The following is a 26,260-nucleotide window of genomic DNA, read 5'->3' as shown; positions in this document are numbered from 1 at the left end:
ATTCCTCCTTAAAGCGGCTCTGAAAGCGTGTTCGTCGTCGTATCGGGGCGGGCGTGGGGTTGGTCGATCAGGCCTCGATCACGCCCAGGATGTCGTCCTCCCGAAGGATCAGGTGCTCTTCGCCGTCCAGCTTGATCTCGGTGCCGGCGTACTTGCCGAACAGCACCCGATCGCCGGCCTTGACGTCGAGCGGCCGCACCTTGCCGTCATCGTCGACCTTGCCCTTGCCCACGGCGATGACCTTGCCCTCCTGGGGCTTCTCCTTCGCCGTGTCAGGAATGATGATGCCCCCCTTGGACTTCTCCTCCTCCGCCACCCGCTTGACGATGACGCGGTCCTGCAACGGTCGGATCTTCATCAACTCCCTCTCCTTTCGTGCTTCCCCGAAGGAACGATTTGCTCGGTATATTCGCTGCTTGCACCCCCAGGACGAGGGTGCAGCCCCACCAAGACGGCGGCTTGATAACCACGGCCTTTGGGGTGTCAAGAGGAAATGCGCGCGCGAATCACGAGCGGCGCTTGCGCATCTCCTGCTCGTAATACTGCCGGTAGAGAACTTCGTATTCGGCGCTGCCGGGAGGCACCTTCCGGCTCAGAGACGCGATGCGCCGGGTGACGATCTCGTGGATTCTCGGGTCGCGCTCGAGCCCGCCCGAGAGCGCCTTCTTGATCTCGGCGAGCGCGAGACGATCGTTGCGCACCTTGGCGCCGGTCTTCTTGATCGCCTCGAGCGCGCGGTGCGCGAGGTAGGACGACAGGGCTTCGCTGAGTCGCATCAGACCGGCAGCCCCCGCTCGCTCGCGAGCTTCTCCTTGATCATCTGCACGACGCGGCGGCGGTCGATGCCGGCCGTCGCGGCGCGCGCGGAGCGCAGGTGCTCGTCGGCGAGGCGCTCGGCGTCGGCCTCGAGCGCGGCCGCCGCCTTGAAGTAGGCGCCGAGCTGGTCGGCGACCGCCTGGGCGGCCGCGTCCGCGGTGCCGGCGAGCTCGACGAGATCGGCGCGCACGAGCGCATCGACGACGGAGCGCCCGAGCGTGAAGAGCTGTTGCTGCGTCATCGGCACGGGAACGACGGCAGGTTGCGCGTCGCGCCGCAGGTCCTGCGCGCGCTCGACCTGAGACGTCCGCTACCATGCGGCGACGGCAATTCAACAAGCCCGGTGCGGAAGGGCTTCGTCGAAGCGCCGACGCCGCGTCCGAGCGGTCGCGGGCGCCGCTCGTCCCTCGCTTTGCGCGCCGCGTTGTGTTGTCTAGCCGAGCGGAGTCGTGCTCTCGCGGCGGGGGTTGAGCGGCATGGATGCAGCGGGGCTGATCAAGCCGGCGGCGTTGCGGCCGGGCGACCGGGTGGCGGTGGTGACGCCCTCGGGAAAGGTGGATCCCGACCGGCTCGCGCAGGGCGCGGCCGTCCTCGAGGAGCTCGGCTTCCGGGTCAGCCTGCCGCGGCCGGGACGCACGCACCGCTACTTCGCCGGACCCGACGAGGACCGCTGCCGCCAGCTCCTCGAGGCCTTCGCCGACCCCGACGTGCGCGCCGTGTGGTGCGCGCGCGGCGGCTACGGTGTGGCCCGCATCCTGCCGCAGATCGACCCGGCCTGGATGCGTCTCAACGCGAAGCTCTGCATCGGCTTCAGCGACGCGACCGCGCTGCTCCAGTTCCTGGTGTGCAACGCCGGGGTCGCCGCCCTGCACGGCCCGATGGTCGCGCACGACCTCGTCGCGCAACGCGAGATGGGAACGATCGGACACCTGCTGGCGCTCGCGGCCGGCGCGACCGACTGGCGGATCCCGGTGCCGCGCACGCTCGTTCCGGGCGAGGCGTCGGGCCGCTTGCTCGGCGGCTGCCTCACGGTTCTCGCGTCGCTCGCCGGGACGCCGTTCGCGCCTCGCTTCGCCGGCGCCGTGGCGCTGTTCGAGGACACCAACGAGCGGCCGCTGCGCCGCATCGATCGCATGCTCGTCCAGCTGCGCCAGGCGGGTATGCTGGAGGGCGTGCGCGGGATCGTGTTCGGCACCATGCCCGACTGCGGCGAGCCCGACGACCTGTGCGACACGATCCTCGACTGCCTCGCGGACCTCGAGGTCCCGATCGGCTTCGGGGCGCCGGTCGGACACGGCAGCGTGCACTACGGCGTCCCGCTCGGCGTCGAGGTGCGGTTGCGCGTCGGCGGTGGGGCGTCGACGCTGACGGACGAAGGCGAGCTTTGCGGCGTCGAGCCGCTGGTCGAGTGAGATGGATTTCTCCGCAGTCGAGCGCGCGCTCGAGGAAGCCGTCCAGAAGGGCGTCTTTCCGGGCGCCGTGCTGCTGGTCAGCCGGGGCGACGAGACGCTCTTCGAGCGCGCCGTCGGCTCGCGCTCGCTCGAGCCCGAGAAGGCGCCGATGCACGTCGAGACCGTCTTCGACCTCTCGTCGCTGACCAAGCCGCTCGCGACGACGCTCGCCGTCCTGCTGCTCGTCAAGGACCGACGCCTCGACCTCGACGATCGCGTGACGCGCTTCTTCCACAACTTCGGCGTGCACCAGAAGACGCACGTCACCTTCCGCCACCTGCTGACGCACACCTCGGGGCTCGCGGCGCACCGCCCGTACTTCAAGGAGATCGCGCAGCTCGAGCGCAAAGGTCGGCCGAACTTCGTCGGCAGCCGCGAAGCGAAGGAGTGGCTGTTCGAGCAGATCCACCGCGAGAAGCTCGAAGCGCCGCCGGGCACGCGCGTGATCTACAGCGACCTCGGCTTCATGCTGCTCGGACAGCTCGTCGAGACCGTGTCCGGGCAGACGCTCGACCGCTTCTGCCACAACCGCATCTTCGCGCCGCTCGGGCTGCGCGCGATGTCGTTCATCGACCTCTCGCAGATCCGCACCAAGCGCGTCGAGCCGATCGCCGAGATGATCGCGCCGACGCAGCGCTGCCCGTGGCGCAAGCGCGTGCTCTGCGGCGAGGTCGACGACGAGAACGCGTACGCGATGGGCGGGGTCGCGGGACACGCGGGGCTGTTCGGCTCGGCGCGCGACGTCGACCAGCTCGCGCGACACCTGAAGGCGGCCTGGCGCGGCGGCCAGGGGCTTCTGCCCGCGGAGATGATCGATCGCATGTGGACCATCGACACCAGCGTGCCGGGCTCGACGCGGACGCTCGGCTGGGACTCGCCGTCACCGACAAATTCCAGCGCCGGGACGCGGATGTCGCCGCGCACCGTCGGCCACCTCGGCTTCACCGGCACGTCGCTGTGGATGGACCTCGAGCGCGACGTCAACGTGACGCTGCTCACCAACCGCGTGCACCCGTCGCGCGACAACGACAAGCTGCGCGAGTTCCGCCCGCGCATCCACGACCTGGTGATGGAGGCGGTGGGATGCTGAAGGTCGAGGTGCCGGCCACGATCCACCTGACCGCGATCGGCGGCGTCGGCATGGCGGCGCTCGCGGGCCTGCTCGCCGAGCTCGGCCACCGCGTGCGGGGCTCGGACCTCGAGATCTACCCGCCCGCGAGCGACGAGCTCGCGCGGCTCGGCGTCGAGGTCGCGCGCGGCTACCGCGCGGAGAACCTCGAGCCGCGTCCCGACCTCGTCGTGATGGGCAACGCGATCCGGGCGACGAATCCCGAAGCGATCGCCGCGCGCGTGCGCGGCATCCCGACGATCTCGCTGCCCGAAGCGCTCGAGTGGCTGTGCCTGCCGGAGCGCTTTCCGGTCGTCGTCGCGGGGACGCACGGCAAGACCACGTCGGCGACGCTGCTCGCGAGCGTGCTGCGCGAGGCGGGACGCGATCCGGGCTGGTTCATCGGCGGCATGCCGCTCGACCTGCCGCGCAGCTACGCGCTCGGACGCGGCCGCGAGTTCGTGCTCGAGGGCGACGAGTACGACTCCGCGTACTTCGACAAGGAAGCGAAGTTCCTGCACTACCGGCCGCAGGCGCTGCTGCTGAACGCGATCGAGTTCGACCACGCCGACATCTACCGCGACCTCGATCACGTCAAGCAAAGCTTCGAGCGCCTGATCGCGCTCTTGCCGGAGGGCGCGCCGCTGCTGGTGTCGGCGGACTTCCCGCACGCGGTCGACGTCGCGCGCCGCAGTGGGCATGATTACGCGACGTTCGCCGGCGAGCCCGGCGTCGAGGCGGACTGGCGCGTCGCGGAGCTCACCGATGGCCCCGAAGGGCTGCGCTTCGTCGCCGCGGGGCCGGACGAGCGCATCGAGCTCGCGAGCCCGCTCCTCGGCTTGATGAACGCGCGCAACGTGCTCGGCGTGACCGCCCTGTGCCGCGCGCTCGGCGTGCCGGCGGACGCGATCAAGCGTGCAATCGCGCGCTGCCGCGGCGTGCGTCGCCGGCAGCAGGTCGTGATCGACGGCGAGGTCACGCTGATCGACGACTTCGCGCACCACCCGACCGCGATCGCAGCGACGCTCGCCGCCGTACGCAGCCGCTTCCCCGGCCGCCGCGTCTGGGCGCTCTTCGATCCGCGCTCGAACACGAGCCGGAGACGCACGTTCCAAACCGAGATCGCGCAGGCGCTCGCGGCCGCCGACCGCGTGCTGCTCGGACCCGTGCACAACGCGGAGCAGCTGCCGGAAGCCGAGCGCTTCTCGCCCGCGCAAGCGGCGGCCGAGGTCGAGCGCGCCGGACGAGAAGCGCGCGCGCTCGACGCGTACGACGCCGTCGCGGAGACCGTCGAGCGCGAGGCGGCCGCGGGCGACGTGGTGGTGGCGCTCTCGAACGGCGCCTTCGGCGGCGTCGTCGCGCGGCTCGCGACGGCGCTCGCTGCGCGCGCCGCGCGTTAGCCCGCGCGTCAAGCGCAATCGCGCGTCAATACAACCGAGGACGCGGCAGCGCGCCGTCGCCGTACAGCAGGTGGTAGGTGCGGTAGTTGCGCAGCACCGCCTTCACGTAGCCGCGCGTCTCGCGGTACGTGATGCGCTCGACGAACTCGTCGACGCCGACGTCCGGGAAGCGCGCGAGCCAGCGCTCGACCGCCTCGGGTCCCGCGTTGTAGGCGGCGACCGCGAGCACGATGCGGCCGTCGAAGCGCCGCAGCAGCTCGCCCAAGTAGCGCGCGCCGAGATCGATGTTGAACGACGGCTCGTGCAGCGCGCGCGTCTCGACCTCGGCTCCCGCGACCCGCGCCGCCGTCGCCGGCATGAGCTGCAGCACGCCGCGCGCGCCCACGGGCGACACCGCCAGCGGATCGAACAGGCTCTCCTGACGCGCCATCGACACGAGCAGCAGCGGATCGACGCCGGCGCGCGCGGCGCCCGCCTCGAAGTCGCGCGGATACGGACGCGGGTAGATCGCGCTCTCCTGCCCGGGGCGTCCCGCCTGCTGCAGCCGGAGCCCGAGGCGGACGAGGCTCGCCCACGCGCCGGCCTCGCGGTACGCGGGCGCGAGAAACGCATCCGGCCCGGTCAGCGCCTCGACCGCCTGCAGCTCGCGCGCGGCGTCGCGACGCAGCCCGATCGCGTTCAGGATCTGGCCGCGCGTCCAGTGGTACGCCGCCGCACCGCCGAGCGGCGGTGCGGGCTGCAGCGGCTTCTCGACTGCGCGCGGATACGCGGGGGGCCGCTCGAGCGGCCCGATGCGCTCGTCGATCCACCAGGCGACGTAGCTCGCCGGCGCCGCCTCGCGCAGCGCCGCGAACGCGGCGCGCGCGCCGTCGCGGTCGCCGCTCGCCTCGAGCGCGCGCGCGTGCCAGTAGCGCGCGTCGTCGCGCGCGCCGAGTACGGCGAACGCGCGCGCGGCGTCGGCGTACTCGCCGCGCTGGTAGCGCACGAAGGCCGCCTGCCACAGGCAGTCCTGCGCGAGCTTCGACTGCGGGAAGCGCGCCGCGACCTGTTCGTAGAGGGTGATCGCGGTCGTCGTGTCGCCGCGCGCCTCGGCGATGCGCGCTCGCGCGTAGAGCGCCTCGTCGGCGCTCGGGTGCGCGGGGAAGCGCTCGAGCAGCGTCGCGAAGTCGCGATCGGCGGCGGCGTCCTGGTCGCGGTTCCAGGCGAGGCGAGCGCGCTCGAAGAGCGCCGTGCCGGCGACGTCAGACGCGCGCGACGAGCCGATCGCGATCTGGTAGGCGGCGCTCGCCTCGGCGGGGTTCTCCTTGCCCCAGCTGCGCGCGACGACGAGCGCCGCCTCGGCGCGCAGCGGGTGTCCTTCGCGCAGCAGCGCGAGCACCTCGCGTGCTTCCTGCGGACGGCCCTCGCGCAGCCGCGCCCGGGCCATCCTGAGGCGCAGCTCGGCGGGCGTGAGGCCGAGCGCCGCCGCGCCACGTCGCTCGAGCTCCTCGGCGCGGACGCGCGCGCGCTCGCCGGTCGCGCGGCCCGTGCCGCGCAGCTCGTCGAGCAGAGCGTAGGCTCCCGCGACGTCGCCGAGTGCGACGCGCGCCTCGGCGAGGCCGAGCTTCGCCGCGCGTGCGGTTTCGGGATCGCTCGCGTCGCGCGCTCGCGTGAACCAGGCGACGGCTGCGGCCGGATCGCCGTCGCGCAGCGCGAGGCGGCCGCGGTCGACGGCCGCGGCGTCGCGCCATACACTGTCGGGATGCTCTTCGAGGAGGCGGCCGAGCGCGGCGCGTGCGCCCTCGACGTCGCCGTCCTCGAGGGCGAGGTGACCCTGGTGGAAGAGCGCGTGGTCGGCGAGCTCCGGCAGACTCTCGACGCTCGCCGCGAAGCCGCGGCGGGCCTCGTCGCGCCGACCTGCCTGCATCGCGCGGTAGGCGTCGGCGAAGGCGCGTGCGCGCTCGCGGACGTCGGCTTCGGTGTCGGCGTCGGCGGGCGTTGCGGTCGCGCTCGGCGTGACGAGCTCGCTCGGGGTGGCGGGTTCGCTCGGGCTCGCGCCGTCGCTAGGCGCGCCCAGCGAAGCGACGGGCGTGGGCCGTGCAGACGCAGACGCCGCGCTGCACGCGAGCAAGCACCACGAGACGAGCACGGCGCGGCGCGATGCCCGCATCGGCGCCCACTCTATTCCCTCGGCTGCGGAGCGGCAAAGGCGTGCGCGTGATCCTTGCGTCGGCGTCGCCGCGCCGGGCAGAGCTGCTGGCGCGCGTCGCCTACCCGTTCGACATCGTTCCGGCCGCGATCGACGAGCGGCGGCTTCCCGGCGAGGACCCGCGGGTGTACGCGCGCCGTCTCGCCGCCGAGAAGGCGCGGCACGTGAGCCGCGACGCGCGCTCGGCGTGGGTGCTCGGCGCCGACACCATCGTCGTGCGCGACGACGAGATCCTCGGCAAGCCGGCCGACGATCGCGACGCGGCGCGCATGCTGGCGAGCCTCTCGGGGAGATCGCACGAGGTCCTGACCGCGATCGCATGGGCGCGCGACGGCGAGGTCGTCGCCGAGGCGATGTCGACGAGCGAGGTCGAGTTCCGCGCGCTCTCCGACGGCGAGATCGCCGCCTACGTCGCGACCGGCGAGCCGCGCGACAAGGCGGGCGCGTACGCCATTCAAGGCGGTGCGGCGGCCTTCGTGCGTCGCGTGCGCGGCTCGGTGACGGGCGTGATCGGCTTGCCGCTCGAGGAGCTGCGCGCGCTCGCCGAGCGTCTCGCGCTTCCCGAGCCGTCGACGCCGCTGCCCGCAGACGCGATCGCCCTGCGGCTGCGCGCGACGCTCGGCGAGGTGGCGGCAACGAGCGTCGCCGCGGGACGTCCTGCGGGCTCGGTGCGGGTCGTCGCGGTGAGCAAGGGACATCCGCCCGAAGCGGTCGCGGCGGCGATCGCCGCCGGGGCGACCGACCTCGGCGAGAACTACGTCCAGGAGGGCGTCGCGAAGCGCGCGGCGCTGGGCGACCGCGCGCGCGACGTGCGCTGGCACCTGATCGGTCCCCTCCAGACCAACAAGGCGGCGGCCGCGGCGCGGACGTTCGACCTCTTCCACGCGCTCGACCGCGCCGCGATCGCGGACGCGCTGGTCCGCCGTCGCGGCGCTCCGGTGCGCGGCCTCCTGCAGGTCAACGTGGCGCGCGATCCGCGCAAGGCGGGCGTGGCGCCAGAGGACGTGCTGCGCGTCGCGCAAGAGATGAGCGCGGTCCCGGGCTTCGAGCTCGTCGGCCTGATGACGATCGGACCGCTCGACGCGAGCGAGCGCGAGGCGCGCGCGACCTTCGCCGCGCTGCGCGAACGGTTCGACGAGCTGCGGCGCTTTGGCTACGAGCGCCTGACGGAGCTGTCCATGGGCATGAGCGACGACTACGGCGCGGCGATCGCGGAAGGCGCGACGCTCGTGCGGATCGGCACCGCGATCTTCGGGCCGCGACCCGTGCGGCGGAAGGAGGCGTAGGTCGTGACGTGCATCGGCTTCGTCGGCGCGGGGAACATGGCCCGCGCGATGGGCGCCGGGCTGCGGGCGAGCGGCGCCGGCTTCGAGCTGATCGCCACCGACCCCGACGCGGGCGCGCGCGAGCGCTTCGCGGCAGAGACCGGCGGCCGGGTCAGCGAGCAGCTCGCGGACGTCCTGTCCGCGGCCGACGTCGTCGTGCTCGCGGTGAAGCCGCAGGTGCTGCCGACGGTCCTGCCGCGCCTCGCGGGTCAGCTCGCCGAGCGGCAGGTCGTGGTCTCGATCGCGGCGGGCTTCCCGCTGCGCGCGCTCGCGCGCGCGCTCGGCGCGGGCACCCGTCTCGTGCGCGCGATGCCGAACACGCCGGCGATGGTGCGTCAGGGGATCACGGCGCTGGTCGGCGGCGGCGCCGCGACCGCCGAGGACGTCGAGCTCGCGCGCAAGGTCTTCCTCGGCGTCGGCGAGGTCGTGGTGCTCGAGGACGAGGCGCTGCTCGACGCGGTCACCGCGGTCAGCGGCAGCGGCCCAGGCTTCGTGTTCGCGTTCGCCGAGGCCTGGCTGCAGGCCGCCGAGGGCGTCGGGCTCGCCCCGGAGATCGCGACCAAGCTCGTCCAGCAGACGCTGCTCGGGGCGGCGACGCTGTGGCGCGAGTCGGGCGAGAGCCCGGGGCGGCTGCGCGAGATGGTGACCTCGCCGGGCGGGACGACGCTCGCCGGGCTCGAGGCGCTCGGGGCGCGGGGCTTCGCTCAGGCGGTACGGGCGGCGATCGACGCGGCGGCGCGCCGCTCGCGCGAGCTTTCGGCGGGCTGAGCGGCCGCAAGGCGGGATGAGGAGGAGATGAGCGGCATGTTCGTGATCGGCAACTTCCTGTTCGCCACCGCGAACGTCCTGAATGCGGTCCTGACGATCTACTGGTGGATCGTGATCGCGAGCGCGGTTCTGTCGTGGGTCAACCCCGATCCCTACAACCCGATCGTCCGCTTCCTGCGGGGCGCGACCGAGCCGGTCATGTACCGCATCCGCCGCGTCGTTCCGCTCTACTTCGGCGGGATCGACTTCACGCCGATCGTCGTCCTGCTGCTGATCGCGTTCTTGCAGAACTTCCTGGTGCGGACTTTATTCCAGCTCGCGGCGAGCATGAGTGGACAATGACGCGAGTCGTCCTTAACGTTCGCCCGCCTTTTTCAGCTCGGAGGAGTTTCAGGCATGCCCATCTATGAATACCGCTGTCCGAAGTGCGGCGTCTTCGACCACATGCAGAAGATCACCGAGAAGCCGCTGAAGAAGTGCCCGACCTGCGGCAGCGGCAAGGTGAGCAAGCTCATGTCGAACCCGGCCTTCCACCTGAAGGGGGACGGCTGGTACATCACGGACTACGCCCGCAAGGGCAACGGTGGGAAGGGCAGCAGCTCGGACGCGGGGAGCGACTCCTCGTCCGACAGCAAGAGCGAATCGAAGAAGTCCGAGTCGGCGACGGCGGCTGCCTGACCGCCGCGCAGGCTGGTTTTTGACGCGCCGGGCCCGACGGCGGCCGGCGCGGATCGAGCTCGCGGCGTTTCCCCAGGCGGGGAAGCGCCGCGATTTCATTTGTTCAGCGTCCGCCGAGGCGGATGCTCACGCCGCCTTGCTCTCGCGCTCGGCAAGCTCGCCGACGCGCTTCTCGAGCTGCGACAGCTTGCGCCGCAGCGCGTCGACGTCCTTCTCGACCGCCAGGTTGAGCCGGCGGGCGACCGTCTCGACGCCCTTCAGGAGCTGATCCTCGGCGGTCGCGAGCTGCTTGCGGGCCTCGTCGAGCTGGCGACGCACCCACGCCGGGACCTCCGAGACGCGGACGGTCCGCGACTCGATGGTCTCGAGCGCCGACTCGAGGCTCTTGCGCACCTGGGTCACGGTCTTCTCGGAGCGCTTCTGGGCCGTGTCGAGCAGGGCCTCCGAGCGGCTGCGCACCTGCTCTGCGGTCTGCTTGGCGAGCTTACGGGCCTTCTTGTCGAGGCTCCGGACCTGGGCGGCGGCGTCCTGCAGGGGGTTCCAAACGGACTGGGCGGGCTTGCTCATCTCTCACCTCCGGGACGGCATTTAACACGGCGCGTCATGGGCGCAATGGTGGCCGGGTGAGATTTCCGCCGCTCGGCGGCCGACGCGGCATCCCGCGGGCCGCGAGGGCGGGGCGTGGCAGTTTGCCGCCCTGCTAGCGCGTTTGGTACCCGTAGCGCCCGATGCTTCCGTACGCGCGGCCCTCGATCGGCGAAGCCGAGATCGCCGAAGTCGAGGCGTGCCTGCGCTCCGGCTGGCTGTCGACCGGGCCGCGCGCCATGCGCTTCGAGCAGGAGCTCGCCGCGCACCTCGGCGTGAAGCACGCGCTCGGCGCGAGCTCGGGGACGGCCGCCTTGCACCTCGCCGTGCTCGCCGCCGGCGTCGGTCCGGGCGACGAGGTGGTGACGACGCCGCTCACCTGGGTGTCGACCGCGAACGTGCTGCTGCACGCTGGCGCGCGTCCCGTGTTCGCCGACGTCGAGCCCGGCACGCTGAATTTGTCTGCGACGGCGGTCGAGGCCGCGCTCACCCCGCGCACCAAGGCGATCCTGCCGGTGCACTTCGCGGGCCTGCCGTGCGACCAGGACGCGCTGCGCGAGGTCGCCGAGCGACACCGTCTCGCGATCATCGAGGACGCGGCGCACGCGCTCGGCGCGTCGTACAAGGGGCGCCCGATCGGCACCTTCGGCGCCGCGACGATGTTCAGCTTCCACCCGGCGAAGAACCTGACGACGGGCGAGGGCGGGGCGCTGGTCACGGATTCGGACGAGATCGCGGCGCGCGCCAAGCGCCTGCGCTTCCACGGCATCGAGCAGACGCCCGAGAGCCGCTTCGGCGGCCGCGGGGCCGCGACCTACGACGTGCTCGAGCCGGGCTTCAAGTACAATTTCACCGATCTGCAGGCGGCGATCGGTCTGCACCAGCTCGCGCGGCTCGAGGAGATGAACGCACGGCGCCGCGCGCTCGCGGAGCTCTACCGCGAGCGTCTCGCCGACGTGCCGTGGGCGAAGCCGCTCGCGACGCCGTCCTACGAGCACGTGCACGCGTGGCATCTCATGGTGGTGTCGCTCGAGGTCGAAGCGCTCACCGCGACCCGCGACGAGGTGATCTCCGAACTGCGCGAGCGGGGCGTCGGCGCCGGGCTGCACTTCGTGCCGCTTCATCTGCAGACGCTGTATCGCGACATGGCGAATCCTGCGCGTCTTCCGGTCGCCACCGACGCGGGACGCAGGATCCTGTCGCTGCCGCTGTTCCCCGACATGAGGGATGAGGACGTGACGATGGTGGTGGACACGCTGGCGGAGGTACTGCGCCGCAACGCTCGTGCGGCGCACTCGGGGACGCGCGCCGCGGTGCGCGCCGGCGGCGCCGTAGGATGAGCTCGCTGTCGATCCTCGCGCCGAGCGAGCTGCCGCGCGACCAGGTGCGTCCGGGCGAGCTGCGTCCGAGCGATTCGGCGGCGAGCACGCCGGAGGTCTCGGTCGTCGTCCCCGTGTTCAACGAGGAGGCGACGCTCGTCGAGCTGCACGCCCAGGTGGCGAAGGCGCTCGAGGGCGAGAGCTACGAGCTGGTGCTGGTCAACGACGGCTCGCGCGACCGCTCGCGCGAGATCCTGCACGAGCTCGCGGCGCGCCATCCTGAGGTCGTCGCGGTCGAGCTGTCGCGCAACTTCGGACAGCATCCCGCGGTGCTCGCGGGCTTCTCGATCGCGCGCGGCCGCTACATCGTCACCCTCGACGCCGACCTGCAGAACCCGCCGAGCGAGATCCCGCGCATCCTCGAGAAGCTGCGCGCCGGACACGACGTCGTCGGCTCGGTGCGCGCGAACCGCCGCGATCCATGGCTGCGCAAGCGCATCTCGTCGCTGGTCAACACGGTCGCGACCGCGAGCATGGGCGTCGGCATGAGCGACTACGGCTGCATGCTGCGCGGCTACTCGCGCGAGGTCGCGGACGAGATCATCGAGCTCGCCGAGCAGTCGGCGTTCATTCCTGCGCTCGCGATGATGATCGCGCGCGATCCGGTCGAGATCCCCGTCAAGCACGGCGAGCGCGACCGCGGTCGCTCGAAGTACTCGCCGCTCAAGCTGATGCGGCTCGGCTTCGACCTGATCACCGGCTTCTCGCTGCTGCCGATCCAGCTCGTCAGCTTGACGGGCGTGCTGATCGCGGTCCTCGGCGTCGCCTTCGCCGCCTTCCTGATGGTCCGTCGCCTGATCGTCGGACCGGAGAGCGAGGGCGTGTTCACGCTGTTCGCGATCCTGTTCGCCTTCGTCGGCGTGCTGCTGCTCGCGGTGGGTCTGGTCGGCGAGTACGTCGGCCGGATCTACGCCGAGGTGCGACGCAGGCCGGTGTACCGGATCCGCGAGATCGTGTCGCAATCGCTGCCGGCCGAAGAAGCGCGCTAGAAGGCATCCTCGTGCGTACGGTGGTCTGTGCGTACGGCGAGGTCGGTCACGAAAGCCTCGCCGAGCTGCTCGCTCTCGGGGCCGACGTCCGGCTGGTCGTGACGCATCAGGATGCGCCCGGCGAGAAGATCTGGTTCCGCTCGGTCGCGGAGCTCGCGCGCGCGCACGCCGTTCCCGTGATCACGCCGGATGACGTCAACGCGGACGACGTCGTGCGCACGATCGCCGCGGCCCGGCCCGAGCTGCTGTTCTCGTTCTACTTCCGGCAGATGATGCGCCGTCCGCTGCTCGAGCTGCCGACGGTGGCGGCGCTCAACCTGCACGGCTCGCTGCTGCCGCGCTACCGCGGCCGCGCGCCGGTGAACTGGGTGCTGCTGCACGGCGAGACCGAGACCGGGGTCACGCTGCACGTGATGGACGAGAAGCCCGACCACGGCGAGATCGTCGCGCAGCGCCGCGTCGCGATCGAGCGCGACGACACGGCTCTGAGCTTGACGCGCAAGCTCGCGGCCGAGGCGCGTCTGCTGCTGCGCGAGACCTATCCGTTGCTGGTCGCGGGCCGCGCGCCGCGCGTGCCGCAGGATCACCGTGCGGCGAGCTACTTCGGCGGCCGGCGCCCGGAGGACGGCGCGATCGACTGGTCGCAATCGGCGGAGTCGATCCGTAACCTCGTGCGCGCGGTCACCGACCCGTGGCCCGGAGCGTTCGCGGCGCTCGGCGGAAGACGGCTCTACGTCTGGTGGGCCGAGACGCGCGACGGCGTGCGCGACGCGGCCGTCGGCACGATCGTCGTCACGCCGGACGGACGCCCGCTGGTCGCGACCGGCGACGGCGCGCTCGAGCTGTGCGACGTGAGCTGGCAGGACGGCGAGCGGCTGAGCGGCGTCGACTGGGCGCGCAGGGAGGGGATCGCGACGGGCACGAGGTTCGAGGTCGGGGCGCAGGGCGACGCCCGGGAGGGAAGGCAAGGAGCGATGGCGTGAAGGTCTTGATCACGGGCGGCGGCGGCTTCGTCGGATCGCACCTCGCCGAGGCGCTTCTCGCGCGCGGCGACGAGGTGTTCATTCTGGAAGCCGGCGGCACGCAGAAGGTACGCCACCTGCTCGGCCATCCGCGCTTCCGCGTCGTGCGCGACAGCGTGATGTCGCTCGACATCCTCGACTCGCTGATCGCGCAGGTCGACCTCGTCTATCACCTCGCCGCGGTGGTCGGCGTCGAGCACTACGTCGGCGACCCGTACGAGGTGCTGAACGTCAACGTGAACGGCACGCAGAACGTGCTCAAGGTCGCGTTCAAGTACGGCCGCAAGGTGGTGTTCAGCTCGACCTCGGAGGTCTACGGGCGCAACCCGAAGCTGCCGTGGAGCGAGGACGACGACCGCGTGCTCGGCTCCACGCGGATCGACCGCTGGTGCTACTCGACCTCCAAGGCGGTCGGCGAGCACTTCTGCTTCGCGTACCACAAGCTCGGGCTGCCGGTGACGATCACGCGCTACTTCAACGTCTACGGCCCGCGGCTCGACAAGATCGACGTCGGCCGGATCATCACGATCTTCATGGGCCAGCTGCTGCGCAACGAGCCGCTGACCGTGATCGGCGACGGCTCGCAGACGCGCTGCTTCACCTACATCGACGACGCCATCCGCGCGACGATCGCCGCCGGCATCCGCCAGGACACCGACGGCATGGTGTTCAACGTCGGCACCGACGTCGAGACCTCGATCCTCGACCTCGCGAAGATGATGATCGAGATCTCGGGCAGCAAGAGCGAAATTCGCTTCGTGACCAAGGAAGAGGTCTACGGCCCGAGCTACGAGGACATCGCCCGCCGCGTGCCGGACGTGACGCGCATGCGCACGATCCTCGGCGTGACGGCGGAGGTTCCGCTGCGCGAGGGACTCAAGCGGACCATCGAGTGGTTCCGCACGCAGGCGACGTGAGCCCGGCGTTCGTGCTCAAGGTCGACGTCGACACGCACGTCGGCCTGCGCGACGGCGCGCCGCGGCTGCTCGAGCTGTTCGCGCGCCACGGCGTGCGCGCGAGCTGGTTCGTGGCGATGGGTCCGGACCGCACGGGACGTGCGGTCGTGCGCGCGTTTCGCCAGAAGGGCTTTCTCACCAAGATGGTGCGCAGCCGCGCGCCGAAGCTCTATCCGCTGTCGACGATGCTGCGCGGCACGCTGCTGCCGTCCGTGCCGATCGTCGCGAGCCAGCCCGAGCGCCTGCGCGAGATCGAGCGCGCGGGGCACGAGGTCGGCGTGCACGGCTGGGACCACGTCCGCTGGCACGACGCGCTCGCGCGGCTGCGCGACGACGACGTGCGCGACGAGCTGTCGCAGGCGGTGGCGCTGTTCTCGCAGGTGCTCGGCCGGCGCCCGGACGGCTTCGCGGCGCCGGGCTGGCAGTGCACGGGGGCGAGCCTCCGCGTCGTCGACGAGCTCGGCTTTCGCTGGCGCAGCGACACGCGCGGCCGCTTCCCCTACCGTCCGCAGGCGGACGGCTACCGATCCATGATCCCCGAGATTCCGACCACGCTGCCGACGCTCGACGAGGTGATCGGCGTCGCGGGGCGCACGCCGCAGGAGCTGGCGCGCGCCTACGAGGCGTGGCTCGACCGAGACGGAGTCAACGTGCACACCATCCACACCGAGGTCGAAGGAGGCGCGTACCTCGGGCAGCTCGACCTCCTTCTCTCCCGCGTCCGCGACACGCTGCCCATCCGAACCCTCGGCGAGATCGCAGCCGAGCTGCCCGACGTCGAGCAGCTCCCGGTCGCGACGGTGCAGCCCGGCACGATCGCCGGCCGCGGCGGCACGGTCGCCTGTCAGGTGGCGTCGTGAGCCGCCGTCGCGCGCTGGCGCTGCTCGCGCTGGCGCTGCTCTGCACGATGTACCTCGCGCGGATCGGCGGCTACGTGCTGCAGGATCCCGACGAGGGCCGCTACGCCGAGATCCCGCGCGAGATGCTCGAGACCGGCGACTGGATCACGCCGCGGCTGTTCTACGTCAAGTACTTCGAGAAGCCGCCGCTGCTGTACTGGCTGACGGCGCTCTCCTTCAAGGCGTTCGGTCTGACGGAGTGGGCGGCGCGTCTCGTGCCGGCGGTCTCGGGGATCGTGACCGTCGTGCTGACGTTCTTCCTCGGGGTGCGTCTCGCCGGGACGCGCGCCGCGTGGCTCGGCGCCGGCGTGCTCGCGACGATGCCGCTCTTCTTCGCGCTCTCGCAGGCGCTGCTGATCGACATGCTGCTGACCGCCTGCATGACGACGACGATGCTCGCGCTCTACGCGGCGCACGTCGCGGAGGACAAGCGCGGCTGGGCGCTGGTCGTCGCCGCGAGCGTCGCGCTCGGCGTGCTCGCGAAGGGGCTCGTCGCGCTCGTCCTGCCGGGCATGATCGCGCTCGCCTTCTTCTTCGCGACGCGCGACACCGCGACGATCCGCGCGCTGTTGCGCTGGCCGCCGATCCTGCTCTTCCTGGTCGTCGCGGTGCCGTGGTTCGTCGTGGTGTCGGTGCGCAACCCGGAGTTCTTCGAGTTCTTCTTCATCCGCGAGCACTTCCAGCGCTTCCTCGCGTCGGCGCCGGGCCGGGTCGGACACCGCGAGGGGCCGTTCTACTACGTCCCGGTGATGCTGTTCGGGCCGGCGCCGTGGACCTTCGTCGCGGCGGCGCTCGCGGCGAGCGCCGCGGGACGGCAGGCATTTTTCGCGATCCCGCGCGAGACGCGGCTCTTCCTGCTGCTCTGGGCGGGGATCGTGGTCGGCTTCTTCACGCTCTCGACCTCGAAGCTCGCGACCTACGTCCTGCCGGCGCTGCCGGCGCTCGCGATCCTGTTCGGCGCCTGGATCGACCGCGCGCTCGAGGACGCAGCGCTCGTGCGCCGCGTGGTCGGCGTCCTGCGCGGCACCCTGCTCGTGGTGGGCGCGACGATGGCGGTGCTCGCGCTCGTCGCCTGGCCGCTCTACGAGAGCATCGCGCGCTGGACCCGGCAGGATACGCACGACGTGCTGCACGTCGCCGGCGTCGTCAGCTGGACGGCGCTCGTGCTGCTCGCGGCGGGCGGGGTCTCGTACCTGCTGCGCTTCGAGCAGCGCGGCCGGCCCGTGGCCGCGGTAGGCGCGCTCACCGCCGGGCTCGCGCTCATGCTGCTGTGCGCGGTCGAGGGGCGGGCGGTGACCAAGACCTCGCGGGCGCTCGCCGACGCGATCGTCCCGCTACGCCAGCACGGGGACCTGCTGCTCTCCTACAAGCGTCTGATGCAGGGTCTGCCGTTCTACACGCGCGGGCCGGTGATCCAGTTCGACGCCTACCACGAGATCCGCTTCGGGGCCTTGATCGCGCCGAACCACGACGAGCTCTTCTGGAACGACTTCGAGCGCATCGAGCAGGAGTGGTCGTCGGGACGGCGGGTCTTCATCGCCACCGACGTGAAGCACATCCCCTTCCTGCAGAAGGAGCTCGACCCCACGCCGCGCATCCTCGTGCAGGATCAGCGGCGTGTGGTATTGGTCAACTTTCCCGCGTCGGCTTCGGACGGCGAGGCCGTCGCGGTGGAGACCGAGCGGCCTCATCAGCCGGGGGGTTGAGCCGCTCGAGCTGCCTTCGAGAGGTACTGATGGCCAACCTGACGTGTCCGAAATGCGGCTGCCCGATCGCGGTCGACCGCGGCATTCGCCGCGGCAACGTGGTGTACTGTTGCCAGAACTGCGTCGAGGGGCTGCCGTGCGTCTTCGGCTGCACGCCTGACCGTGACCCGGCCAAGGGGGCGGGCGGTCCGGGCGTGATCGTCCATTCCTGACGCCGGGCTAATGGCGAACGTGCAGCGGCTTAATGGGGCCGCAACTGGCACAACGGACAGCCCGTCGCTACTGTTTTCTGTCGGGCCGCGGTCCTGTGCGCGGTCGCGAGGGAATCGATGACGAGCGAGCACACAGTGCAGATCCTGCACCCGGACCGGCGTCCGCAGGGTGAGCTGCGCGACAGCTTCTTCACGTCGCGCTACGAGGACGCTCTCGCCTGGGCCCGCAAGTTCGCGTTCTTCCAGTATCCTTTCGTGACCGCCTGCTGCGGCATGGAGTACATGTCGGTGACCGGTCCGCGCTTCGACACGGACCGCTTCGGCATGACCCTGCCGCGCTTCACGCCGCGCCAGTCGGACCTGCTGCTCGTCGTCGGCACGATCACGCACCGCCAGGCGCCGATCCTGCGCCGCGTGTGGGAGCAGATGGCGGATCCGAAGTGGGTGCTGTCGTTCGGCAACTGCACCAACACCGGCGGTCCGTACAACAACTACGCCGTGGTGCAGGGCATCGACACGATCATCCCGGTCGACATCTACGTGCCCGGCTGCCCGCCGCGCCCCGAGGCGGTGATCGACGGGCTGCTCAAGCTGCAGGAGCGCATCACGCGCGAGCGTCCGGGTCGTCCGGTCGAGAACATCCACGGCAAGGTCAAGGCGCTCGATTTCATCGAGGGCGAGAACACGGCCACCGTTCCCGGTAGCGTGCGAGTGCACGAATGAGCGACGGCACCGCCGCGAACGGCAAGTTCCAGAAGCCCGTCAAGATCATCATCGACGGGCGCGAGATCGTCGCCGAGGCCGGCACGCCTCTCTTGCAGGTCGCGCTCGACAACGGCATCGAGATCCCGCACTACTGCTACCATCCGAAGCTTTCGATTGACGGAAGCTGCCGGATGTGTCAGGTGAAGATCGAGAAGGCGCCGAAGCTCGCGATCGCGTGCAATACGCCGGTCGCGGACGGCATGGTGGTCGACACCCAGTGCGAGGAGGTCGCCTTCGCGCGCCGCGGGGTGATGGAGCTGCTGCTCATCAACCACCCGCTCGACTGCCCGATCTGCGACCAGGCCGGCGAGTGCTACCTGCAGGACTACTCGTTCGGCTACGGCCGGCAGGACTCGCGCGCGACGAGCCCGCGGCGCAAGGGCATCAAGCGCCACCCGATCGGCCCGCGGGTGATCTTCGACCAGGAGCGCTGCATCCTGTGTCGGCGCTGCGTGCGCTTCACCAAGGAGATCACCAAGACCAACGAGCTGCGGGTGTTCGGCATCGGCGACCGCTCGCGCATCGGCACCACCGCCGAGCGGCCGCTCGACAACGACTACTCGATCAACACCGCCGACATCTGCCCGGTCGGCGCGCTGCTCTCGCGCGACTTCCACCACAAGCGGCGCGTGTGGTTCCTGCAGGAGTTCGAGAGCATCTGCCCGAGCTGCTCGAACGGCTGCAACATCAAGCTCGGAATCTACCGCAACGAGATCCAGCGCCTGCTGCCGCGGCGCAACGACGACGTCAACGACACCTGGATGTGCGACCACGGCCGTCTGAACTACGGCTTCGTGCACGACGCGACGCGCGTCCGGGTGCCGCTCGTGCGCGGCGTCAAGCAGCCCGGACCGGCGGTCGCTCCGGCGGGCGGCAACGGGACGACCGGCAACGGCGCGAGCCAGGACGCGGCGGCCGCGACCACGCTCGATCTCGCGCTCCAGGCCGCGGGCGAGCGCATCCGCGCGGTGCTCGAGGCGCACGGACCGAACGCCATCGCGGTGATCGGCTCGCCGCGGCTGCCGAACGAGGAGTGCTACCGCCTCGTGCAGCTCGTTCGCGACACGCTCAAGACGCCGCACTTCGACATGGTCGTTCCGATGGGTCCGGGCGACGACTTCCTGATCAAGCCCGAGAAGGCGGCGAACGCGCGCGGCGCGCGTGACGTCGGCGTCGCACCGGGCGAGGGCGGGCGCGACGTCAAGGGCATCCTCGACGGCGTCGCCGCGGGCGAGATCAAGCTGCTGCTGGTCGTCGGCAGCGCGGATCTGCTGCCGCTGTTCGGCGAGGTCCCGCCCCGCGCCGCGCTCGCGAAGCTCGAGGCGCTGATCGTCGTCGACGCGAACCGCTCCGAGCTCACCGATCTCGCGACCATCGTCCTGCCGGGCCTCACCTGGGCCGAGAAGGACGGCACCTTCACCAACTACGCGGGGCGCGTGCAGAGGATCCGCAAGGCGGTCGAGCCGCCCGAGCAGCTCGTGCCCGACGGAGCGCTCTTCATGCGGCTCGCGAAGCTCGTGCAAACCGGCGCCGACGCGCCCGTCACGTTCGATCCGGCGGCGACGCTCGAGGAGATCGCCACCGCCGTGCCGGCGTACGCCGGCGTCTCGTTCGCGACGGTCGGCAGCCTCGGACGCTCGACGCAGCCGTCGGCGGCGCCGTCCGCCGACGCACCCGTGGTGCAGGCCTGAGATGGCGACCAACGTCGTCAAGGTGAACCGCGCCGCGCTCGCCAAGGCGGCCGGTCCGTTCTCGGTCCGCGCCGTGCTCGTCGGCCTCGGCGTCACCGCGCGGCACTTCTTCCGCAACCTGTTCGGCTGGCTGCGCGGCAAGCCGACGATCGCGACGATCATGTACCCCGAGCAGGACGTGGTGAAGCCGCCCTCGTTCCGGGGCATGCCGGTGCTCGTCCAGATGGACAACGGCAAGGAGCGCTGCGTCGCGTGCGGGCTCTGCGAGTGGGCGTGCCCGGTCGACTGCATCCACATCGAGCCGGGCGAGACCGAGGACGCGATCGAGCGCTACCCGAAGGTCTTCAACATCGACATGGGGCGCTGCATGTACTGCGGCCTGTGCGAGGAGGCGTGTCCGGAGGAGGCGATCGTGATGAGCGATCGCATCGAGATCAGCGCCTTCACCCGCGCCGGCACGATCTGGAAGAAGCAGGACTTGCTGACCCCGCTGGATCGGCTGCCGCGCCGTCTCGACTACGTGCGCCGCGGCTACGAGCGCCCCGTGGGGCCGCGCCAGGCGTGACGACGCGGCGAAGGGTGCGAAAGGTACGACGATGAGCCAGGAGCCGCCGGTTCCGCCGTCCGAGCCGCAAGCCGTGCCGGAGGTCGAGGAGACGCATCCCGCGCTGCGCGTCCTGCGCGAGCGTCACGCGGACGCGATCCTCGCGACGCACGCGTTTCGCGGCGACGCGACCGCCATCGTGAAGCGCGAGGCGCTGCTCGACGTCTGCAAGACGCTGCGCGACGATCCGGAGCTCCAGTTCGACTTCCTCTCGGACGTCACCGCGGTCGACTTCCTCGGCCGCGTGCCGCGCTTCGAGGTCGTCTACCACTTCTACTCGATCCCCAAGAACCACCGCGTGCGCATCAAGGTGCCGGTCGAGGAAAGCGATCCCAAGGTGCCGAGCCTCGTCCCGCTGTGGGCCGGCGCGAACTGGCTCGAGCGCGAGACGTACGACATGTACGGCATCCGCTTCGAGGGACACCCGGATCTCCGGCGCATCTATCTCTACGAGGAGTTCGAGGGTCACCCGCTGCGCAAGGACTACCCGAAGGAGAAGCGCCAGCCGCTGATCGGACCGGGCGCCGTGCGCCGCACCCCCGAGAACGAAGATCTGAGCATCTGATGGCAGACGAACGGCAGACGGACGTCGCGCCCGCGAACGGCGAAGCCGACAAGCTCGACCTTGCCTTCGAGCCGATGGAGCTCAAGGTGGGGCCGTCCCACCCGGCGACGCACGGCACGGTGCGCATCCAGCTCAAGCTCGACGGCGAGCGCGTCGTGTGGTCGGAGGTCGAGGTCGGCTACCTGCACCGCGGCTTCGAGAAGGAGTGCGAGAGCGGCCTCTGGTACCAGGCGTTCCCGTACACCGACCGCCTGAACTACATCTCGCCGATGATCAACAACGTCGGCTACGCGCTGGCGTGCGAGAAGCTGTTCGGCGTCGAGGTGCCGGATCGCTGCAAGTACCTGCGCACGATCGCGAGCGAAGTGTCGCGCATGTCCGACCACTTCACGTGCCTCGGCGCGTGCGCGCTCGAGCTCGGCGCGTTCACCGCGTTCCTCTACGCGGTCGAGGCGCGCGAGCACGTGTGGGACATCCACGACGAGATGTGCGGCGCGCGCGTCACGTGCAACTACGTGCGCATCGGCGGGCTCTCGGCCGACGTCGGACCGGAGTTTCCCGCCTTCGTCAAGCAGAAGCTCGAGAAGATCGCGCAGCTGCAGAAGGACTTCGAGGACCTGCTGCTCGCGAACCCGATCTTCCGCGACCGCATGGAAGGCACAGGCATGCTCAGCAAGGAGGAGCTCATCGCGATCGGCGTGAGCGGACCCTTGCTGCGCGCGGCCGGCGTGCCGTACGACGTGCGGCGCGCGCAGCCCTACCTGGTCTACGACCGCATCGACTGGGACGTGCCGGTCGGCGATCGCGGCGACAACCTCGACCGCTTCCTGGTGCGCATCGAGGAGCTGCGCCAGTCGGCGCGCATCATCCGGCAGTGCGTGGATCAGCTCCCGCCGGGCCCCGTCGACATCAACAACCCGCACGTGCGCCTCGCGGCGAAGGGGCGGGTCTACAACAAGATGGAAGAGCTGATCGCGCAGTTCAAGCTCGTCACCGAGGGGCCGAAGCCTCCGGTCGGCGAGGTGTACTTTGCGGTCGAAGGCGGCAACGGCGAGCTCGGCTTCTACCTCGTCAGCGACGGCACGGGCTCGCCCTACAAGTGCCGCGCACGCTCGCCCAGCTTCTCCAACACCCAGGCTCTGTCGCGCATGATCGAGGGCGCGATGCTGGCGGACGTCATTCCCACCTTCGACATGATCAACATGATCGGCGGCGAGTGCGATCGGTGACGCGGTATGGTCCTGTCTGACGAGCTCAAGCAGCGCATCGCGGCGGAGTTCCCGAAGTACCCGGAGAAGCGCGCGGTGCTGCTGACGGCGCTGCACTTCATCCAGGCGGAGCACGGCGGCTGGATTCCTCCCGGCGCGGCGGCCGAGGTCGCGGAGCTGCTCGAGATCGAGCAGATCGACGTCGAGGAGGTCATCTCCTTCTACTCGCTGTTCCACTCGGAGCCGGTCGGGAAGTTCCACATCCAGGTGTGCGCCAACCTGTCGTGCTGCCTCCGGGGCGCGCGCAACATCATCCGCACGCTCGAGCAGGCGCTCGACATCCGCTCGGGCGAGGTGACGCCGGACGGCATGTTCTCGCTCGCCGAGGTCGAGTGCCTGGGCTCGTGCGGCACCGCGCCGATGCTGCAGGTGAACAACGAGCCCTACGTCGAGAACCTCACCGAGCAGTCGGTGCTCGAGCTGGTCGAGCGGCTGCGCCAGCGCGCGGCGGCCGAGTCGTCTGCGGGAGCGCGCTGATGGCGATCGTGCGCTACCTCCTCCCGCCCGACGGGCAGAACTGGTCGAAGCTCGCCGACTACAAGGCGAACGGCGGCTACGCCGCGGCCGAGCGCGCGCTGCGCGAGATGAAGCCGGAGCAGATCGTCGCCGACGTCAAGGCGTCGGGCCTGCGCGGCCGCGGCGGCGCGGGCTTCGCGGCCGGCATCAAGTGGTCGTTCCTGCCGAACGACGGACGCCGTCCGCGCTACATCGCCTGCAACGGCGACGAGAGCGAGCCCGGGACGTACAAGGACCGCCAGATCCTCGAGCGCAACCCGCACGAGCTGATCGAGGGCCTGCTGATCGCCGCCTACGCCAACAGCATCGACGCCGCCTACGTCTACCTGCGCGGCGAGTACCGCGTCGCCTACGACAACCTGCGCGCGGCGATCGCGGAGGCGAAGGAAGCCGGCTACCTCGGCAAGAACATCCTCGGCTCGGGCCTCGACTTCGAGATCTACGTGCACCGCGGCGCGGGCGCGTACATCTGCGGCGAGGAGACGGGCCTCATGGAGTCGCTCGAGGGACGCAAGGGCCAGCCGCGCAAGCGCCCGCCGTTCCCCGCCGTCGCCGGTCTGTGGCGCCAGCCGACGATCATCAACAACATCGAGACGATGTCGCAGGTGCCGCACATCATCGGCAAGGGCGTCGAGTGGTTCAAATCGATCGGCACCGAGAAGAGCACCGGCAACACGATCTTCGGCGTGAGCGGCTGCGTGATGAAGCCCGGCGCGTACGAGCTGCCGCTCGGCACGCCGCTGCGCGAGATCATCTTCGAGCACGCGGGCGGATTGCGGCCGGGACGTCAGCTCAAGGCCGTGATCCCGGGCGGCGTGTCGATGCCGGTGCTGACCGCCGAGATGGCGATGCAGGTCAACATGGACCACGACAGCCTGCAGAAGGCCGGCTCGCTCCTCGGCACGGGCGCGGTGATCGTGATGGACGACACCTGCTGCCTCGTGCGCGCGGCGATCGCGATCTCGCGCTTCTTCCGCCACGAGTCCTGCGGCCAGTGCACGCAGTGCCGCGAGGGCACCGGCTGGCTGCACAAGCTCTTCCTGCTGATCGAGAGCGGCAAGGCGACCAAGCGCGAGCTCGATACGATCGAGGACGTCTGCAAGTACATGGAGGCGCACACCATCTGCGCGCTGTCCGACGCCGCGGCGTGGGGCGCGGGCTACTTCGTGCGCCGCTTCCGCCCCGAGTTCGAGGCGCACATCGAGCAGCAAGGCTGCCCGCTCGAGGGCATCTCGTTCGAGGTCTGAGGTCCTTCGAGGTTCGTGCGATGACCGCTCCGGAGACCGTCGCCGGCGCTGCCGAGCAGCGCCGCATCACCCGCAACGACATCGTGCGGCTGTTCGGCACGCCGACCGAGACCGTCGGCAGCGTCAACGAGCCGCGCCAGCAGCACCACGACGGCTTCCAGTACAACGAGGTCTGGATCTACGACCGGCCGCGCAACGAGCCGACCCAGCCGAAGGAGCGCCGGATCTACTGGCAGCGCTACGACTTCCTGGCCTCGGAGCGGATCGAGCGCGACGGCCACGTCGTGCGCGAGTCCGAGGCCGAGCTGCTCGCCCGCCTCGCCCAGGGCGGCGGCGCCGGCGGGCACTGACGGTCGCGGCCGCGCTCCGAGGCGCGCTCCGCCGGGCCGCGCCACCGCGTCCACCCGAAGATCGCCCGGTCAGTTTCGAATTGCGCTTGCCGTCTTCGGACGCCTCGCCCTAGAATCGCCCGCGTCATCCCGATGACCGGCGTCGCGGCGCGACGTTTGGTGCCCACGCATCCACCCACCCAAGCCGGCTCCTCTCGGGCATCCGTCACGGCGCTCCTGATCCGAAGTGCTGAGCGAAAGAGAATGCAACCCGTCCACCCGGGCGCGCTTCGTGCCGTCCCGGGTCCTTCGCTGATCCTGGAGTCGTACCCATGCTGAAGCCCGGCCCTGTTCCAGCGCTCGCCCGGCGATTCGCCCTGCCGCTCGCTCTCCTGCTTGCCGCCTGCGGCGGGGGCGACGACACGCCCCAAGCGCCCGAGAGCCTGCAGCTCCTCATGCGCCGCGGCGACACCATGCCGGGCGGCCTGGTGGTGAACCAGGTCGAGAGCGCGCGCCTCGGGGCCGACGGCACGGTGATCGTGATCGCGTCGCGCGCCGGCACGCCGACGGTGAACGGCGTCTACCGCCGGCGGCCGAACGGCGACTACGACCTGCTGCTCGACGAGAACTCGCCGCTCGCACAGGGCCTCACGATGACCAGCGTCGCGCAGCTCCTGATGGCGCCGACGGGCGAGGCGACCTTCAAGGAGGGCGGCAACCGCCTCGACGGCGAGACCGTCTTCTACTTCGACGGCAGCCGGACCTTCCGCCTCGCGGGCGCGAGGAATCCGCAGCAGCCGCCCGGCTTCCGCAAGCTCGGCGAGCTGCGCATCGCGCCGAACGGGCTCCTCGGCTTCACCTACGGCTCCGACGGCAACGAGCCGTGCTCGATCGACTCGTCGAGCGGCACCGAGCGCATCACCTGCAAGCTGCGCCTGATGTACGGCTTCCCGGACGACCTGCGCGAGGTGCAGCTCCCGAACCCGCTCGAGAACCAGCGCCCGACCTCGGTCGGCCTCGAGTTCAACGCCAACGGCGAGCTGCTGGTCGGGCTCCCGTCGTCGGGCCGCAACCCGCTGATCGGCATCGTGCGCAACGGCGTGTTCTCGAGCCTGATCGAGCGTCAAGCAACGTTCGAGGAGTTCGGCACGCTGCTCTCCGCGACGCCGCGCGCGATCTCGAACCACGGCGAGGTCCTGTTCGACGCCCGCTTCGACAGCGACGGCGACCGCGAGATCGACCAGGAGCACGTCATGCTGTGGACCAACGGCGGCTTCCTGAGCCTCGCCCGGCTCCGCGAGCCCGCCGGCACCAAGGTGGTGGTCGACGTGCAGGGCATCGCGCTCGACGACTTCGGCCGCGCGACCTACCAGATCCGCTTCAACGACCCCGGCCAGGCGACGGGCCCGATCAGCCTCCGCCAGTGGCAGGACGGCGTCGAGCGCGAGATCGCCTTCGAGGGCCAGAAGGGCTTCGGCGAGGACGACGAGGGCAACGAGTACCGGCTCCTCGAGATCCGCTCGGTGCGCGCGAACCGCTCGGGCGACGTCGTCTTCCTCGCCCGCGTCGGCTTCATCGACGACGGCACCGAGGAGACGGTCGAGACCCGGCTCCTGCGCTGGGACGGCAGCGGCGGCCTCGAGACCGTGCTGCGCACCGGCTCGGAGTTCAGCGGCGGCATCATCGGCAGCATCGAGACGCTGTCGGACATCAATGACCGCGGCGACCTGCTGCTGATCATTCAGCTCAGGGGATCGGGGCGGGCGCTGGTGCTGATCCCGCGGTGAGCGGCG

28 protein-coding genes are annotated in these 26,260 nt (G+C 70.9%); 23 read left to right on the top strand and 5 right to left on the bottom strand.

Features of this window, described 5'->3' with window-relative positions; translation table 11 throughout:
* Positions 1–67: 67 nt before the first annotated feature.
* From groES to VIS07_12905, 3 genes are all read right to left on the bottom strand, one after another.
* Entirely contained in the window at positions 68–358 is a 291-nt protein-coding gene (groES, locus tag VIS07_12915; protein HEY8516404.1) for a co-chaperone GroES, read from the bottom strand.
* 148 nt (positions 359–506) lie between these two features.
* On the bottom strand, positions 507–776 hold the full coding sequence (locus VIS07_12910; GenBank protein HEY8516403.1) for a DUF507 family protein: 270 nt from the start codon (positions 774–776) through the stop codon (positions 507–509).
* Positions 776–1,057 (bottom strand): DUF507 family protein, encoded by a 282-nt coding sequence (locus VIS07_12905; GenBank protein HEY8516402.1) that lies wholly within the window; start codon positions 1,055–1,057, stop codon positions 776–778. Before VIS07_12905 ends, VIS07_12910 begins: the two co-directional genes overlap by 1 nt.
* 235 nt (positions 1,058–1,292) lie before the next feature.
* Between VIS07_12905 and VIS07_12900 the strand changes: the two genes are divergently transcribed.
* From VIS07_12900 to VIS07_12890, 3 genes are read left to right on the top strand one after another with little or no spacing between them, the layout of a single operon-like run.
* Positions 1,293–2,228: an LD-carboxypeptidase gene (locus VIS07_12900; GenBank protein HEY8516401.1), complete on the top strand. Its 936-nt coding sequence runs from the start codon at positions 1,293–1,295 to the stop codon at positions 2,226–2,228.
* 1 nt (position 2,229) lies between these two features.
* Entirely contained in the window at positions 2,230–3,357 is a 1,128-nt protein-coding gene (locus tag VIS07_12895) for a serine hydrolase domain-containing protein (GenBank protein ID HEY8516400.1), read from the top strand.
* The gene (locus tag VIS07_12890) at positions 3,351–4,775 is read left to right on the top strand and encodes a Mur ligase domain-containing protein (GenBank protein ID HEY8516399.1); all 1,425 of its coding nucleotides are present in this window, start codon (positions 3,351–3,353) and stop codon (positions 4,773–4,775) included. Before VIS07_12895 ends, VIS07_12890 begins: the two co-directional genes overlap by 7 nt.
* Positions 4,776–4,800: 25 nt before the next feature.
* Here the strand turns inward: VIS07_12890 and VIS07_12885 are convergent, their stop codons facing one another.
* Positions 4,801–6,924 (bottom strand): transglycosylase SLT domain-containing protein, encoded by a 2,124-nt coding sequence (locus VIS07_12885; GenBank protein ID HEY8516398.1) that lies wholly within the window; start codon positions 6,922–6,924, stop codon positions 4,801–4,803.
* 47 nt (positions 6,925–6,971) lie between these two features.
* Between VIS07_12885 and VIS07_12880 the strand changes: the two genes are divergently transcribed.
* The 4 genes from VIS07_12880 to VIS07_12865 are packed head-to-tail and all read left to right on the top strand — an operon-like array spanning position 6,972 to position 9,734.
* Positions 6,972–8,249: a YggS family pyridoxal phosphate-dependent enzyme gene (locus tag VIS07_12880; protein ID HEY8516397.1), complete on the top strand. Its 1,278-nt coding sequence runs from the start codon at positions 6,972–6,974 to the stop codon at positions 8,247–8,249.
* A gap of 3 nt (positions 8,250–8,252) precedes the next feature.
* Complete coding sequence (gene proC, locus VIS07_12875) at positions 8,253–9,056, top strand: pyrroline-5-carboxylate reductase (GenBank protein HEY8516396.1); 804 nt, start codon at positions 8,253–8,255, stop codon at positions 9,054–9,056.
* A gap of 36 nt (positions 9,057–9,092) precedes the next feature.
* On the top strand, positions 9,093–9,398 hold the full coding sequence (locus tag VIS07_12870) for a YggT family protein (protein ID HEY8516395.1): 306 nt from the start codon (positions 9,093–9,095) through the stop codon (positions 9,396–9,398).
* 54 nt (positions 9,399–9,452) lie between these two features.
* Positions 9,453–9,734 carry a zinc ribbon domain-containing protein gene (locus VIS07_12865; protein ID HEY8516394.1) on the top strand — a complete coding sequence of 94 codons (282 nt, stop codon included), beginning with the start codon at positions 9,453–9,455 and terminating at the stop codon, positions 9,732–9,734.
* A 126-nt stretch (positions 9,735–9,860) separates the two neighbouring features.
* Here VIS07_12865 and VIS07_12860 read toward each other — a convergent pair whose 3' ends face one another.
* On the bottom strand, positions 9,861–10,301 hold the full coding sequence (locus VIS07_12860; GenBank protein ID HEY8516393.1) for a hypothetical protein: 441 nt from the start codon (positions 10,299–10,301) through the stop codon (positions 9,861–9,863).
* A gap of 161 nt (positions 10,302–10,462) precedes the next feature.
* Here VIS07_12860 and VIS07_12855 point away from each other — a divergent pair, with 161 nt between their 5' ends.
* The 16 genes from VIS07_12855 (at position 10,463) to VIS07_12780 (ending at position 26,254) form a co-directional block, all read left to right on the top strand.
* The gene (locus VIS07_12855; protein HEY8516392.1) at positions 10,463–11,659 is read left to right on the top strand and encodes a DegT/DnrJ/EryC1/StrS aminotransferase family protein; all 1,197 of its coding nucleotides are present in this window, start codon (positions 10,463–10,465) and stop codon (positions 11,657–11,659) included.
* Positions 11,656–12,687 (top strand): glycosyltransferase, encoded by a 1,032-nt coding sequence (locus tag VIS07_12850; protein ID HEY8516391.1) that lies wholly within the window; start codon positions 11,656–11,658, stop codon positions 12,685–12,687. Before VIS07_12855 ends, VIS07_12850 begins: the two co-directional genes overlap by 4 nt.
* Positions 12,688–12,698: 11 nt before the next feature.
* A complete protein-coding gene (locus tag VIS07_12845; GenBank protein HEY8516390.1) occupies positions 12,699–13,670 on the top strand; it encodes a formyltransferase in 972 nt (323 codons plus the stop codon).
* The gene (locus VIS07_12840; protein HEY8516389.1) at positions 13,667–14,626 is read left to right on the top strand and encodes an NAD-dependent epimerase/dehydratase family protein; all 960 of its coding nucleotides are present in this window, start codon (positions 13,667–13,669) and stop codon (positions 14,624–14,626) included. Before VIS07_12845 ends, VIS07_12840 begins: the two co-directional genes overlap by 4 nt.
* Positions 14,602–15,525 carry a polysaccharide deacetylase family protein gene (locus tag VIS07_12835; GenBank protein ID HEY8516388.1) on the top strand — a complete coding sequence of 308 codons (924 nt, stop codon included), beginning with the start codon at positions 14,602–14,604 and terminating at the stop codon, positions 15,523–15,525. The genes VIS07_12840 and VIS07_12835 overlap by 25 nt, the downstream gene beginning before the upstream one ends.
* Positions 15,522–17,270, top strand: a complete 1,749-nt coding sequence (locus VIS07_12830; GenBank protein HEY8516387.1) for a glycosyltransferase family 39 protein — start codon at positions 15,522–15,524, stop codon at positions 17,268–17,270. The genes VIS07_12835 and VIS07_12830 overlap by 4 nt, the downstream gene beginning before the upstream one ends.
* Before the next feature lie 29 nt (positions 17,271–17,299).
* Positions 17,300–17,482 (top strand): hypothetical protein, encoded by a 183-nt coding sequence (locus VIS07_12825; GenBank protein ID HEY8516386.1) that lies wholly within the window; start codon positions 17,300–17,302, stop codon positions 17,480–17,482.
* A 117-nt stretch (positions 17,483–17,599) separates the two neighbouring features.
* Complete coding sequence (gene nuoB / locus VIS07_12820; protein HEY8516385.1) at positions 17,600–18,205, top strand: NADH-quinone oxidoreductase subunit NuoB; 606 nt, start codon at positions 17,600–17,602, stop codon at positions 18,203–18,205.
* Complete coding sequence (locus tag VIS07_12815) at positions 18,202–19,938, top strand: 2Fe-2S iron-sulfur cluster-binding protein (GenBank protein HEY8516384.1); 1,737 nt, start codon at positions 18,202–18,204, stop codon at positions 19,936–19,938. The genes nuoB and VIS07_12815 overlap by 4 nt, the downstream gene beginning before the upstream one ends.
* Position 19,939: 1 nt before the next feature.
* On the top strand, positions 19,940–20,503 hold the full coding sequence (locus VIS07_12810) for an NADH-quinone oxidoreductase subunit I (GenBank protein ID HEY8516383.1): 564 nt from the start codon (positions 19,940–19,942) through the stop codon (positions 20,501–20,503).
* A gap of 31 nt (positions 20,504–20,534) precedes the next feature.
* Positions 20,535–21,107: an NADH-quinone oxidoreductase subunit C gene (locus VIS07_12805; GenBank protein HEY8516382.1), complete on the top strand. Its 573-nt coding sequence runs from the start codon at positions 20,535–20,537 to the stop codon at positions 21,105–21,107.
* The gene (locus tag VIS07_12800) at positions 21,107–22,336 is read left to right on the top strand and encodes an NADH-quinone oxidoreductase subunit D (GenBank protein ID HEY8516381.1); all 1,230 of its coding nucleotides are present in this window, start codon (positions 21,107–21,109) and stop codon (positions 22,334–22,336) included. Before VIS07_12805 ends, VIS07_12800 begins: the two co-directional genes overlap by 1 nt.
* A 6-nt stretch (positions 22,337–22,342) precedes the next feature.
* The gene (locus VIS07_12795; GenBank protein HEY8516380.1) at positions 22,343–22,852 is read left to right on the top strand and encodes an NAD(P)H-dependent oxidoreductase subunit E; all 510 of its coding nucleotides are present in this window, start codon (positions 22,343–22,345) and stop codon (positions 22,850–22,852) included.
* Positions 22,852–24,138: an NADH-quinone oxidoreductase subunit NuoF gene (gene nuoF, locus VIS07_12790; protein HEY8516379.1), complete on the top strand. Its 1,287-nt coding sequence runs from the start codon at positions 22,852–22,854 to the stop codon at positions 24,136–24,138. The genes VIS07_12795 and nuoF overlap by 1 nt, the downstream gene beginning before the upstream one ends.
* A 20-nt stretch (positions 24,139–24,158) precedes the next feature.
* Positions 24,159–24,488, top strand: coding sequence for a hypothetical protein (locus VIS07_12785; protein ID HEY8516378.1), 330 nt, complete (start codon positions 24,159–24,161; stop codon positions 24,486–24,488).
* 311 nt (positions 24,489–24,799) lie between these two features.
* On the top strand, positions 24,800–26,254 hold the full coding sequence (locus tag VIS07_12780) for a hypothetical protein (GenBank protein ID HEY8516377.1): 1,455 nt from the start codon (positions 24,800–24,802) through the stop codon (positions 26,252–26,254).
* Positions 26,255–26,260 lie beyond the last annotated feature (6 nt).

The sequence above is a fragment of the Candidatus Binatia bacterium genome (genome assembly GCA_036563615.1).
Classification (GTDB): domain Bacteria; phylum Desulfobacterota; class Binatia; order UBA12015; family UBA12015; genus DATCMB01.
The sequence above is the reverse complement of the archived record's forward strand: the minus strand, read 5'-3'. Positions and strand labels throughout refer to the sequence as shown.